The organism is Plantibacter flavus (assembly GCF_051487245.1).
GTDB lineage: Bacteria > Actinomycetota > Actinomycetes > Actinomycetales > Microbacteriaceae > Plantibacter > Plantibacter flavus_B.
The window spans coordinates 552590-565534 of sequence record NZ_JAHVDH010000003.1; the positions used below are offsets into that span (position 1 = coordinate 552590).

12 protein-coding genes are annotated in these 12945 nt (G+C 68.7%); 4 read left to right on the forward strand and 8 right to left on the reverse strand.

All coding sequences use genetic code 11. The features are described from left to right. Window positions 1-60 precede the first annotated feature (60 nt). The 5 genes from KXS11_RS09780 to KXS11_RS09800 all read right to left on the reverse strand — a co-directional run bounded on the left by KXS11_RS09780 (window position 61) and on the right by KXS11_RS09800 (window position 4210). Complete coding sequence (locus tag KXS11_RS09780; RefSeq protein WP_437385377.1) at window positions 61-1155, reverse strand: ABC transporter substrate-binding protein; 1095 nt, start codon at window positions 1153-1155, stop codon at window positions 61-63. 67 nt (window positions 1156-1222) lie between these two features. Then, window positions 1223-2131: an ABC transporter permease gene (locus KXS11_RS09785; RefSeq protein WP_437385378.1), complete on the reverse strand. Its 909-nt coding sequence runs from the start codon at window positions 2129-2131 to the stop codon at window positions 1223-1225. A gap of 9 nt (window positions 2132-2140) precedes the next feature. Further along, a complete protein-coding gene (locus KXS11_RS09790) occupies window positions 2141-2992 on the reverse strand; it encodes an ABC transporter ATP-binding protein (RefSeq protein WP_437385379.1) in 852 nt (283 codons plus the stop codon). A gap of 3 nt (window positions 2993-2995) precedes the next feature. Then, entirely contained in the window at window positions 2996-3544 is a 549-nt protein-coding gene (locus KXS11_RS09795; protein WP_437385380.1) for a flavin reductase family protein, read from the reverse strand. A gap of 231 nt (window positions 3545-3775) precedes the next feature. Continuing rightward, entirely contained in the window at window positions 3776-4210 is a 435-nt protein-coding gene (locus tag KXS11_RS09800; RefSeq protein ID WP_437385381.1) for a hypothetical protein, read from the reverse strand. 279 nt (window positions 4211-4489) lie between these two features. Here KXS11_RS09800 and KXS11_RS09805 point away from each other — a divergent pair, with 279 nt between their 5' ends. Continuing rightward, entirely contained in the window at window positions 4490-4858 is a 369-nt protein-coding gene (locus tag KXS11_RS09805; RefSeq protein ID WP_437385382.1) for an L-rhamnose mutarotase, read from the forward strand. A 180-nt stretch (window positions 4859-5038) separates the two neighbouring features. Beyond that, the gene (rhaI, locus tag KXS11_RS09810; RefSeq protein WP_437385383.1) at window positions 5039-6205 is read left to right on the forward strand and encodes an L-rhamnose isomerase; all 1167 of its coding nucleotides are present in this window, start codon (window positions 5039-5041) and stop codon (window positions 6203-6205) included. A gap of 246 nt (window positions 6206-6451) precedes the next feature. Here the strand turns inward: rhaI and KXS11_RS09815 are convergent, their stop codons facing one another. Further along, complete coding sequence (locus KXS11_RS09815) at window positions 6452-7285, reverse strand: alpha/beta fold hydrolase (protein WP_437385384.1); 834 nt, start codon at window positions 7283-7285, stop codon at window positions 6452-6454. A gap of 130 nt (window positions 7286-7415) precedes the next feature. Between KXS11_RS09815 and KXS11_RS09820 the strand changes: the two genes are divergently transcribed. Then, window positions 7416-8012: a TetR/AcrR family transcriptional regulator gene (locus KXS11_RS09820; RefSeq protein WP_437385385.1), complete on the forward strand. Its 597-nt coding sequence runs from the start codon at window positions 7416-7418 to the stop codon at window positions 8010-8012. 52 nt (window positions 8013-8064) lie between these two features. Here KXS11_RS09820 and KXS11_RS09825 read toward each other — a convergent pair whose 3' ends face one another. Then, the gene (locus tag KXS11_RS09825) at window positions 8065-8298 is read right to left on the reverse strand and encodes a hypothetical protein (RefSeq protein ID WP_437385386.1); all 234 of its coding nucleotides are present in this window, start codon (window positions 8296-8298) and stop codon (window positions 8065-8067) included. A gap of 260 nt (window positions 8299-8558) precedes the next feature. On the opposite strand from KXS11_RS09825, the gene KXS11_RS09830 reads away from it, so the two are divergent. Beyond that, the gene (locus tag KXS11_RS09830) at window positions 8559-9317 is read left to right on the forward strand and encodes a DeoR/GlpR family DNA-binding transcription regulator (protein WP_437385387.1); all 759 of its coding nucleotides are present in this window, start codon (window positions 8559-8561) and stop codon (window positions 9315-9317) included. 86 nt (window positions 9318-9403) lie between these two features. Here KXS11_RS09830 and KXS11_RS09835 read toward each other — a convergent pair whose 3' ends face one another. After that, window positions 9404-12937 (reverse strand): DUF7507 domain-containing protein, encoded by a 3534-nt coding sequence (locus KXS11_RS09835; RefSeq protein WP_437385388.1) that lies wholly within the window; start codon window positions 12935-12937, stop codon window positions 9404-9406. Between the last annotated feature and the right edge of the window lie 8 nt (window positions 12938-12945).

Here is a 12945-nt window from a genome sequence, read left to right on the forward strand (position 1 = left end):
GCGGGTCGTTCGGGCGGTGCGTCCGGGGCCTCACTGGGCTGCGAGGCCCCGGAGGGTGAGCTACGGTGCGGGCCAGATCAGTGTCGTGCCGTCGTAGATGTTCTCGATGAAGCTGTTGTCGAAGAACGCACGGGCGTCTGCCGGGGCCGCCGGGAGCTGCCCCGTCTCGACGAGGAAGTCGGCCTCGGCGTCCACGTTGTCGAGGTCGATGAGCCCGATGGGCCGGTCGTCGGGCTGGTTGTCGGCCACGATCCCGACCTCGGTGTTCCAGACCTTCTCGTTGTGCGCCGCGTCGTAGCCCTCGCCGGAGAGCGTCGCGGCGAACCCGACGCACTCGGTGGCGTTGTCGACGCAGTAGTCGTAGGCGTGCTGGCTCGCCCGCAGGAAGTCCTCGACGGCAGTCGGGTTGGCTTCGGCGAACGCCGGGTTGGCGGCGATCGAACCGAGCGACCCCGGCACCCCGAAGTCGTAGGGGCGCCAGACGGTCACGTCGTAGCCGGCGGCCTCGAGCAGGTTCGGCTCGTTGGAGATGAAGCCCGTGAGCGAGTCGACCTGACCGCGCGGCAGGATGGTCGGGTCGTAGCCGACGACGACCTGCTGCAGTGACGCGACGTCGGCGCCCGCGTTCGTGAGCATCGTCGAGACGGCCGGCGGCAGGTTGCCCTTCTGCCCGAGGATCGTGCCGTCGAGCTGGGACAGGTCGGTGATGTCAGTGCCGGTCATGAGGATCTCGAGGCCGACGTTCGAGTAGGTCGAGATACCCGTGATGTCGAGGCCGTTGCCCTGCGCCTGCATGAGGTTCTGCTCGCTCACACCCGTGAAGGTGACCTGGCCGGAGGCGAGCAGCTGGGCGTTCTCGCCCGTGTCCCCGGTACCCGGCTGGATCTCCACGTCGAGGCACAGGGCGTCGAAGTAGCCGAGTTCGTCGGCCGCGACGATGTTCAGGATCGACGCGGACGCCTGGTACTGGTAGCCGGTGAGGAAGGTGATGGTGCCGGCGTCCTCGTTCGCCGCGCAGCGTTCAGCCGAGACGGCGCTGCCGCGCGCGGCGGTCGTCGTGGACGAGGGCTCGGCCGAGGCGCTGCACCCGGCGAGGGCGAGGGCGAGGGCCGCTATCGAGGCGGATGCGACGAGCTGTGGGGTGCGTGTGGGCATAGCTGTCTCCTTGGAGGGTGGGTGGGGGCGGAGGATTCGGGGGCGCTGAACGGGGTGTCGGGACGACTCAGCCGCGGGATCCCTGACGGGAGTCGTGCCAGTGGAGGGCGCGGTTCTCGACCGCGGTGATCGCGAGGAGCAGCAGCGACCCCATGACGGCGAGGCAGGCGATCGCGGCGTAGACCACCGACAGTCGGTTGTTCGAGGACGCGACGCTGATGACGGTGCCGAGTCCTTCCGCAGCACCGGGGGCGGCGAGCTCGGCGACGACCGCACCGATGATCGACAGCGGGAACACGACGCGCAACGCGTTGAACAGGTAGGGCAGCGCGCTCGGCATCCGCACGTGCCACAGCGTCTCGAGGCGTGAGGCGTGCAACGTCTGGAACACCTGCAGCACCGCCGGCGGCACCGAGCGCAACCCGGTCGAGACGCCGATGAGGATCGGGAAGAAGCAGATCAGCGCCGTCACGATGAGCTTCGGCTCCGGACCGAACCCGAACGCCACGACGAGCGCCGGGGCGATGGCGACGAGCGGCGTCACGTTGAGGACGACCGCGACAGGCATGATCGCGCGCCGCATGATCGGCAGCTCCGAGACGAGGATCGCGAGGATGTACGCGACGACGAAACCGATCGCGAGGCCGATGAGCGCCACCCGCAACGTGGCCCAGGCGTTCGTCACGTAGAACATCGGGTTCGCGGCGAGCGCCCGGAACACCGAGTCGAGCGGCGGCAGCAGGTAGGGGCTGTCCTTGGCGACGAGCCCCCAGACCAGCGCGAGTCCGGCGAGGAGGATCGCGACGGGGCCCCAGTAGCTCGGCTTGATGAACGCGAGGCGTGGACTGAGGCCGCTCCGCGCCTGCTTGACGGGGAGTTCGTTCTCGAGCGTCGCATCACGCGTGCCGCTCATCGTGGTTCCGGACACGGGCTGATCGGACACGCTGCCGCTCCTCGGAGTCGCTGTGGTGGTCATCTGTCGCTCCTACGCGGCGCTCGTCGTGAGGGGTCCCTCATGCCAGGCCGACTGCAGGTGGCCACGGATGAGGTCTTCGAAGTGGTGGAACTCGGGCGTGCCGAGCATCGCCTGGCTGCGCGGACGCTCCAGCTCGATGTCGACCGAGGCGGTGATGCGTCCGGGGCGGGCCGACATCACGAGGACGGTGTCGGAGAGGCGCACGGCCTCAGTGACGGAGTGCGTGACGAAGACGACGGTGGTGTTCTGCTCGTCCCAGATGTCGAGCAACTGACCCTGGATCGCTTCGCGGGTGAACTCGTCGAGCGCGGAGAACGGTTCGTCCATGAGGAGGACGTCGGGCTGCACCCCGAATGCGCGGACGATGGCCGCGCGCTGCTGCATGCCACCGCTCAATTGGGCGGGGAGCTTGTCCATCGCGTCGCCGAGCCCGACCATCCGCAGCAGCTCGGTCATGTCGGGGGCCGCCTTCTCCTGGTGTCCGCCGATGCGTTTGCGTCGCCGGTCCGCACCGCGGTTGACCCTGCCCGGCAGGCTCACGTTCTGGAGCACGCTCAACCAGGGAAGCAGCGCGGGAGCCTGCGGTACGAGCCCGATCATCTTGGCCGCGCAGGCCGCCTCGCTCGTGACGCCGAACACACTCGCCTCGCCCTGGTCGGCTGTCTCAAGCCCCGCGATGAGCCGCAGGAGCGTCGACTTGCCGCAGCCCGACGGGCCGATGAGGCTGACGAAACGTCCGCGAGGGATCTCGACGTCGATGCCGTTGAGAGCCACCTGCTGCGTGGGACCGGAGCCGTAGATCTTGACGGCGCCGCGGATCGAGATGTTGTCATCGACGACGGTGCTTGCTGCCTGTGTCATAGGTCAGACCAACTTCCTGAACTCGCGGTTCTGGTAGACGAGCGGAGCGCTCTGCGTGCGGATGACGTCATCGACGCTCACGATGATCATGAGGTGGTCCCCGACCGTCCAGCGCTCGTGGACGCTGCCGATGATGGAGGCCTGCGCACCCGTCACGACGGGCACGTGGGAGTAGCCCTCCTGGAGCGTGACGGCGGCGAACTTGTCGATGCCCTTCGTCGCGAACCGGCGGGCGATGTCGCCCTGGTCGTCGGCGAGGACGTTGATGGCGACGTGGTCGGTCTCGGCGAACGCCGGGTAGCTCTCTGCGGTCTCGGCGAGGAACACGGCGACGAGCGGCGGTGAGACGGAGACGTTGGTGAAGCTACTGGCGGTGAAACCGTAGGACGTGCCGTGGATGCTCGTCGTCACGAGGGTGACCGAGGTCGCGATGCCGGCGAGTGCGCGGCGGAGCTCCGCGGCATCGAGGCCGGCGGGCGGGGTGAGCGTCTCGTCGGTGACGGAGTCGACCGTGTGGACGGCGGGGGCCGTGTGGACAGCGGGGGTGGTCAAGCGTGCCTCCTGGGCTCAGACAGGCGTCGACGAGGTGTCGATGCGATGGCCGGAGAGCGAGCGGGTGAAGTGCACTGCAGGTCTCGACGATGTCGAGGTCCTGTCTGCGCAAATGGCCCGCGGAGGTCCGTTGACCTCAACGATAAGCGGGCCGTATTTCCGGGAGGGGATCCCTCGTATTTCGGGTTCGTAAACTCCGCGACGGGTTCCGGCGGTCGCCGTGCACCGGTGTCAGTCGCGCATCGCCGCCGAAACGAGCAGCGTGGCTCCGTCGTCGCCGTGCACCCAGACGTCGACGCCGAGATCGCGGGCCGCCGTGCGCGGCCAGGCTCCAGCGGAGAAGAACCGCGCGAGCGGCTCGGAGATGCACAGCACGGCGCGCGGCCTCGTGGGGAGCGCCTCATGCAGCCACACCAGCTTGAACAGATCGGCCATCGCCTTGTTGCGGTGATGCGACTTCGGTTGCGCGGCACTCGGAACGAGCTGGACGACGATGCGTGCCGCGGCGTCGATCCCCTCGACCTCGACCCGTTGACCGTCGGCGAGGGTGAGCACGCGCGGCGCGAGGTCGACGCCCAGGCGCCCACCGAGGGTCTGCAGCATCGCGTGCTCGATCGACTGCGCGGCCATCCGGCCCGTCTCACCGATGTGCTCAGGCTCGGTCATCACCTGTTCCGTTCTCGCGGTCCGCCGGCTGTTCGCGCCGTTGAGACGTGAGTGTAGGCGACGCGTGTTGCGGACGCGTTTCCGGCGGCCTGAGCCCGCGACGTCCCTCGTCACCCGGGGAGCGGTCGACTGTCCTCCTGGCGCGAGCGTGAGCCATCCTGTCGGGATGTTCAGAGACGGGTTGTCGCACACGATTGACGGCATGTCGGCGGCGAGGTTAGCCTGAACATTGAGAGTGAATCGATTCAGAAGCTCTCTCCGCGACGAAGGACGAACTCGATGACGAGCCCCACACCCGTGCACCGCGTGTGCTTCCAGCTGCAGGTCAAGCCGGAGCGCCTCGCCGAGTACCGCGAACGCCATGCCGCCGTCTGGCCGGACATGCTCCAGGCGCTCGCGGCGACCGGCTGGCGGAACTACTCGCTCTTCGTGCGAGACGACGGCCTCCTCATCGGCTACTTCGAGACCGAGTCGCTCGCGGCAGCCCAGGCCGGCATGGCCGAGACCGAGGTGAACGCACGCTGGCAGGCGGAGATGGGCGAGTTCTTCGTCGACCTCGACCTCCCGCCCGACGAGGGCTTCCTCCAGCTCACGGAGGTCTTCCACCTCGAGGACCAGCTCGCCGCCCTCCCAACCCCTTCTCCCTAACTCAGGAACCCCTCGGCGTGTCGCGGTCGTTCCAGCGCACAGCACCCGCGACGCGCCGGAGCATTCCTGAGAAAGGGTCTGGACTGAGCTCCGGAGTAGCGGCATTGAAACGATTCACGTAGAATCGCGACGGACGCACGAACCACACAGACCACCGCAACACACCACAGAGAAGTGATCATGACCAGTTTCGACACCATCACCCCCCTGCTCGAGAAGCAGGCCATCGAGCTCCCCTCGTGGGCGTTCGGCAACTCGGGCACCCGCTTCAAGGTGTTCACGACCCCCGGCACACCCCGCACGCCCGAGGAGAAGATCGCCGACGCCGCGAAAGTGCACGAGTTCACCGCCCTCGCTCCGAAGGTCGCGCTGCACATCCCGTGGGACCTCGTCGACGACTTCGCCGCACTGCGCGTGTACGCGGAGGATCACGGCGTCGCGCTCGGCACGATCAACTCGAACACCTTCCAGGACAACGACTACAAGTTCGGCAGCCTGACGCACAGCAACCCGGCCATCCGCCAGAAGGCGATCGACCACCACTTCGACTGCATCGACGTCATGCACGCGACCGGCTCGCAGGACCTCAAGATCTGGCTCGCCGACGGCACCAACTACCCCGGCCAGCAGGACATCCGCGGCCGCCAGGACCGCCTTGCAGACTCGCTGCAGCAGATCTACGCCCGCCTCGGCGACGAGCAGCGCCTCGTGCTCGAGTACAAGTTCTTCGAGCCCGCTTTCTACCACACCGATGTTCCAGACTGGGGAACGTCCTACGCGCAGGTCGCCCAGCTCGGCGACAAGGCGCTCGTCTGCCTCGACACCGGTCACCACGCACCCGGCACGAACATCGAGTTCATCGTCGCGCAGCTCCTGCGCCTCGGAAAGCTCGGCTCGTTCGACTTCAACTCACGCTTCTACGCCGACGACGATCTCATCGTGGGCGCCGCAGACCCGTTCCAGCTGTTCCGGATCCTCTACGAGGTGGTCCGCGGCGGCGGCCTCGAGGACGACTCGCCGGTCGCGTTCATGCTCGACCAGTGCCACAACGTCGAGGACAAGATCCCCGGTCAGATCCGCTCGGTCCTCAACGTGCAGGAGATGACGGCGCGGGCACTGCTCGTCGACCGCACCGCGCTCACCGCAGCGCAGGAGTCCGGCGACGTCCTCGGCGCGAACGGCATCCTCATGGACGCGTTCTACACCGACGTCCGGACGCCGCTCGCCGAGTGGCGCGAGAGCCGCGGTCTGCCGGCCGACCCGTTCGCCGCGTACCTGGCTTCCGGCTACCAGCAGCAGATCGCCGAGGAGCGCGTCGGCGGCACCCAGGCCAGCTGGGGCGCCTGACGCTCGACCACGCATGACGAAGCCCCGCGACACCAGTCGCGGGGCTTCCGTCGCTTCCCCCGCCGCCCCACCATTCGCCCCTCCCATCCGGATCTCCGGCCCGACTCAGGACGCGCGCGGCGTGTTGGGACCGTCGGCAGACCGTGGCGCCCGACAGGCCGCGCCGATCCTGAGTTGGGGAGATCAGAACACGAGCGAGGGGGACGTGAGTTGCGAGGTGTGGACGCCGGGGCGGGGCGGCAGACGCTACTTCGCGAGGAAGGCGAGCAGCTGCTCGTTGACCTCCTGGTAGTGGGTCCACAGCATGCCGTGCGGGGCACCGTCGATCTCGACGTACTCGGCGGACGGGAGCGCCTTCGCGAACACGCGGCCGGTCGAGTCGATGGGGAGGATGCGGTCACCCGTGCCGTGCACGATGAGCGACGGCACGTCGATCTTCGCGACGTCGGCGCGGAAGTCCGTGAGCCACGTCGGCTGCGCAGCGACCGACGCGTACGGCGAGGCGTTGTACGCGAGCTGCGTGTTGGCCCGCAGCGCCTCCTCGCTGAGACGCGAACCGAGGTTCTCATCGGTGTTGAAGAAGTTCGTGAAGAAGTCGGTGAAGAAGGCGTAGCGGTCCGCCGTCACCGCTTCGAGCAGGCCGTCGAAGACCTCCTGCGGGACACCGGTCGGGTTGTCATCGGCCTGCAGCAGGTAGGGCTCGAGCGATCCGAGGAACACGGCCTTCGCGACACGGTCAGAGCCGTAGGCGCCGAGATAGCGACCGACCTCACCGGTGCCCATCGAGAAGCCGACGAGCACGGCATCGTGGAGGTCGAGGGAGTCGACGACGGCCTTGAGGTCGGCGGCGAAGGTGTCGTAGTCGTAGCCGGTCGTCGGCTTGGAGGACTTACCGAAGCCACGACGGTCGTAGGTGATGACGCGGTAGCCGGCATCGAGCAGGGCAGCGGTCTGCTTCTCCCAGGACGATCCGTCGAGCGGGTAGCCGTGGACGAGCACGACGGGCTGGCCGGAGCCATGGTCCTCGACGTAGAGCTCCACGGATGTGCTGTTCTCGGTTCCGACGGTGATGAACGACATGGTTCGATTCCTTTCGTCTCGACGCCCGGGCTGATCGCCCGATCCTGCGCCACTCACCGAGAACGCTCGTTCTCACTGAGTGATTCCCACCTTAGGGAACGATCGTTCTCAGTGCAAGTACACTGAGGGAATGGACAGCGAACACACTGTGACGATCGATCCGCCGGCCCCCGCCGCGGCTTCGAGCATCCGCGACACGATCGTTGACGCCGCCGACCGCCTGTACTACGCGAAGGGCATCCAGTCCGTCGGCATGGACGAACTCCGGGGAGCCGCAGGGGTCTCGCTCAAGCGGCTGTACGCCGAGTTCCCGAGCAAGGAGGACATCGTCCTCGCGGTCATGCAGCACCGCCACGAGCTGTGGACTGCGGGCGTCTCCGCGCTCGTCGAGGATGCCGACACCCCACGAGATCGACTCCTCGCGATCTACGACTACCTGGCCGGCTGGTTCAGCGAGGACTCGTTCCGGGGGTGCGGCTTCATCAACGCGTTCGGAGAGCTTGGCGGGGTGTCCCCGGCTGTCGCGGCGATCACGCGCGAGCACAAGGCGTCGTTCCAGGACTACGTCGCCGACCTCGTCGCCGACGCCGGCGCACCGGCCTCACTCGCGCCACAGCTTGCGATCCTCGCTGAGGGCGCCCAGACCACCGCCGCCATCACCGGTTCCTCGGCCGCCGCCCACGACGCCCGAGCCGCCGCCGAGATCCTCATCGACGCCGTCCGCTGAGTCGACCGCGTTCCGTTCGCCGATGTCTGGGCGAGCGAGCCCGAGAGCACCGTCAGACGATGCCGCCCACGAATGCGTCGCGGCGGAGCTGCGCCTGGGTGCAGTGGAAGTGCCCGTGCTCATCCCACCAGGCCTCGTGACCCTCCAGATCGGGTGCGTCCTCGATGGTCACGAGGTGGTCGCGGAGGTTCTTCAGGTAGTACCGGATCTCGCCCCCGACGTGTCGCTTCTCGACCTTGTCGGATGCCTCGAGTTGGTCGCGGGTCGGTTCTGCAGAGTCAGCCATGCTTCAGACACTAGGCACACGTCGCACATTTCGACGGACCGCCACTCAGTTCGGATCTGCCGGCGGCGGGTGGATCCCCAACTCAGGACGGCCAGGGCGTGTCGGCGCCCAGCGCCGGCGTGTCGGCGGCGGCGCGCCGGCACGGTCCTGAGTTGGGGGCATGATCAGGCGGCCGGTTGTGTCATCCTGTTGGGCGGAACAGCATCGGACACGACGCGCGCGGCGGATGCGACGCGAGCGACGCAGGCGAGGGAGGCGACATGGCGACCACGGGCACCCTGGGGGCCGAAGGCCGTCGCGCGCGGCTGACCGCGATCCTGGAACGCGACGGCAGTATCCGTCTCGATGACGCCGCCGTCGAGCTCGACGTCTCCTCGATGACCGTGCGCCGCGACCTCGCCGACCTCGAACAGGCGGGCCTCGTCCGACGGGTGCGCGGCGGCGCCATCCCGACCCTCCGGCCGCGAACCTTCACGGAACGCTCTGCGACCGGCGTGCGGGAGAAGAGCGTCATCGTCGAGAAGCTCCGGGCACTCATCCCGACCGACGGGGCCATCGCGATCGACGCGTCGAGCACGGCCGGCGGGATCAGCCGTCTCCTCGGCAGCTCCACCCTCACGGTCGCGACGAACTCCTACCCGAACTTCCTGCTCGCGAGCGCGAACCCGGAGGTGTCCGCGATCCTCGTCGGCGGGCAGGCGGAGTCGCGCACGGACAGCTTTATCGGTCCGATCGCCTGCCAGGCCGCGTCGTCGCTGCTGTACCGACGGTTCTTCCTCTCCGCCGCCGCGATCGACCCCCTCGTCGGGAGTTCCGAGGTCACGCTCGAAGAGGCACAGGTGAAGCAGGCGTTCGCTCGGGCGTCCGACGAGACCGTGCTCGTGGCCGCATCCGCCAAGCTCGACCAGCGCGCGATGGCGACGGGCTTCACCCTCGGCGACATCGACCTGCTCGTCACCGAACTCGACCCGTCCGACGCCCGGCTCGACGCCTATCGCGACACCGTCGAGCTCCTCTGACGCGCGGAGCGGGCGACACCTCGACACGCTCGGCTCCGGGTCGTCCGCGGGCGACCCGGAGCCGAGCGTGCGGGCGGGCGGGCGGGCTACAGCATGGTGGCCTCGTCCTCACGAGCAGCCGCACGACGCTTCGCGATGAGGACACCTCCGAGGCCTGCGAACAGCGCGAGCGCCGCGACTCCCACAGCACCCGCTGGGCCGACGCCGGTGGCGACGAGACCGCGGAGGTGGTGGCCGAGCTGCCCGTCGACGAGACCGGGCAGGTGGGTCAGGCCGGTGACCGTCGTGATCGGCTTCGAGTGGACCTTGAGTCCCTCGTCGTCGGCGTCCGCGACCGCCGCACGCGTGGTCTCCGGAGCGTCCGATGCACGCGGCATCAGTCCCTCCGCGACGAGCGTGTGCTCGGCCTGCCCTGCGGCGATGTCGGACTCGGTGATCACGATGGGGCTGGCACTCGTGCAGGTGACGCTCTCACCGGGCGCGATGGTGCGGACGTCGCAGCCCGCCTGCGAGGACGGCTGGTCGTTGATGGTGACATCGGAGACGGTCACGTTGCCCGTGTTCGTGATGGTCGCGGCGTAGCGCAGGCCGTCCCCGGGTTCGACGATGGCCGAACCGAAGGTGACAGGGCTCTCCTGGCCGTCCCGGTTGCGCACGCTCGTCGCGACCTCCGCCTCGATCTCTCCGACGGCGCGGAGGCTGGTGCGCGCCTCGGTCGCGGGGAGCTCCACGACTGCACCGGACGGCGCCAGAGCGTTCCCGGACACGGTGTTGACGATGGCGCCGGCGTCGATCTGCTCCTGGGTGAGTGCAGAGGGCGTGTCGCCGACGCAGGTCACCGATGCACCTGGCGCGATGTCGTCGTCGCAGATGAACAGCGTGCCCAGGCCACCGAGCAGTGATGCGCCACTCAGCGTGACGTTCCCGAGGTTCCTGATGGTCGCGCGGTACTCGACCTCGTCGCCCGCGGACGGTCGTTCCACAGCGTCGTCGTCGAGCGCCGCATCGACTTCGACGGCGACCGCCGGTGCGGCGGCGATGGCCGTGTGCACGGTCGACCGGGGTGCGGTCACCGCGGCGCCGTTCGGTGCGAGGGCATGGAGCTCGAACCGCGTGACCACCTTGCCGGCGTCGACATCAGCCTGGGTCAGGACGTGGTCGGCCGTGCGGCATTCAGCGTTCTCACCGGGCGCGAGAGCGGCCACGGAGCAGTCGAGGTCGCCCTGGACGAGCGCGAGCCCCGTGAGGGTGACGTCGCCGGTGTTCGTGACGACACCCGTGTAGCGGATGATGTCGCCGGCACGGACGAGCGCTTCGTCGGCGGCGACGATCGAGCCGATCATCTCGGCTGCGACAGCCGGCTGCGTCACGATCTTCAGCTGCGCCTCGGCAGCTGGAACGGCCACGCGAGCACCGTTCGGCGCCACGACGTGCCCGGAGGCGACGGCCGCGAGCGTACCGGCGTCGACGTCCGACTGCGTGACGAGGTACGGCATGGCCGATTCGCACCGCAGGTCAGCACCGGGCGCGACGGTGTCGGCACACACGTACGCTGCGCCGAGCGTGTCGGTGATCCGCCCGGCCCCCAGGGTCACGTTGCCCGTGTTCCGGACCGTCAGCACGGACCGGATCTCAGTGCCGACCGCGATCACGTCTGTCGACGCGACGAGTTCGAGGGCGGTCGTGGTCGAGGCGGCTGCGAGGAGCGGCACCGAGAAGGCGCGCGTGTGCGAGGCGACCGGGCGGCCGTCGGGTGAGGCGCCCGAGGCGACGGAGAAGTTCTCGAGCACTCCGGCGTCGACGTCCGCCTGGGTGAGCGTGTACGCGCCCGCCGAGTCGCAGTCGACGGTTGCACCGGGTGCGAGTTCGGTCGCGTCGCAGCTCATCGCCGTACCGAGGTGGTCGGTGATCTGCAGGTCGCGGACGGTCACGTTGCCGCCGTTGGTGACATTCGAGGAGTAGGTCACCGTGTCGCCGGCACGGACGTGGGTGCCGTCGGACTGGACGGATCCGGTCAGCTCGGTCACGAGGCTCGGCGCCGCGGCGAGGGACTGCTCCACGGCGGTGAGAGGTGCCGAGGCGGCCTTGCCGGTGGCGGAGACGCCGTGCGCTGCGAGCTCGTTGCGGAGCACACCGGTGTCGATGTCGTCCTGGCTGATCTCGTACGGCGACGCCGACGTGCACTCGGCGGTCTTCCCGACGGCGACCGGGAGCCCCGTGCAGACGATCCCGGTCTCCAGCGAGTCGATCGCTTCGACCGCGGTGATCGGGGTGTTGCCGGTGTTGGTGATGGTGGCCGTGTAGGCGATCTTGTCACCGCTCTCGGGTGCACGGTCCGCAGCAGCGAGGGTTTCCAGCGGCGCGACCGACAGCTCGGCGACGAGCGCAGGCGCGTCGGGTGTGACCGTCATCTTCACGGGCTTCGTGCTCGCCGGGACGAGGTTCGACGCGCCCGCGATCATCGTCTTGGTGAACGGGATCGAGCCGGGCTCGTCGAACACGAGGTCGACGGAGAAGTCGCAGGCTGACGCGCCTGCCGCGGCATCCGCGCCGCGCACGGAGACCCGTGACGAGCCAGGTTCGGCCGTGACCGTTCCCGCGCAGTCGTCTGCGGTGATCTTCGGGTCGTCGGCGACGCGCACACCCGTGGGCAGCTCGTAGTCGAAGTCGATGTCGTGGATGCGGCCACTGCCCGCGCGGTTCGCGATCGTGGAGGTGAGCGTCGCGGTCGCGCCCTGGCTGACGGTGTCGGTGGACAGGTTCGGCTGGACGCACGCCTGCGGAACCGACGGCGGTGCGAAGAAGAAACCGCGCCCTCGGGTGGCGTCGTAGCTCATCTCGACGCGCTGGACGGGTTCGTCGGAGTCGAACGCGAAGTAGACGGCACCTGTCTTGTCGTCATTGTTCTGGCTCCGGATCGACGTGAACGAGTTGCCGCCGTTCGACCGCACGCTCGTCTCGTCGACGACATAGGCGGCGTTCCCGTCGTGTGTGCGGTCGGGAGCGAGCGTGGGCAGCGTGTCCGGGTTCGAGAGCGACTGCACGTCGAGCGGGATCGCCGTGCCGCCGGTGGCGTTCGCATAGGCGTTGAGGGTCATCGTCTCATCACCGTTGTCGAGGTCGGTGATCGCGGTGCGCATACCGAAGACGGGCTTGTCGTAGGTGATCGTGACGGTGACACGCCCAGCCTCGTCGAGCATGAGATACCAGGAGTCGACCGAGCCCTGGGAGAGGTCGCCGCCGGCGTTGTTCCAGGGCACGCCCTGCTGCTCACCGGAACGCTGCAGGCCGAAGGTGGTGGTTGCGAGGCTTGGAGCGTTCACGGTGATGTCCGCACCGACGGCCGACGGGTTGGTCCCGTAGCCCCCCGGCTTCGACGCGGCGCCGGCCGGGCTCGTCAGGCCGAAGGGCAGTTCGACGGAGGAACTCTCGTCCGTCTCGAACGCGAGCGTGGGGCTGAGGCCGGCGTCGCACTGCAGGCCACCGGAGCTGGTGGTCGTGTGGAGCGTGCCGGCGACACCGGTGGGTGCGGCGAACGACGCTGTCGGGGCGAGCAGCGTCGCCCCCACGGTCGCGAGCGCCGCCAGAGCAGCACCAGATCGTCTGGAGGGGAGAGGCATGGATGATC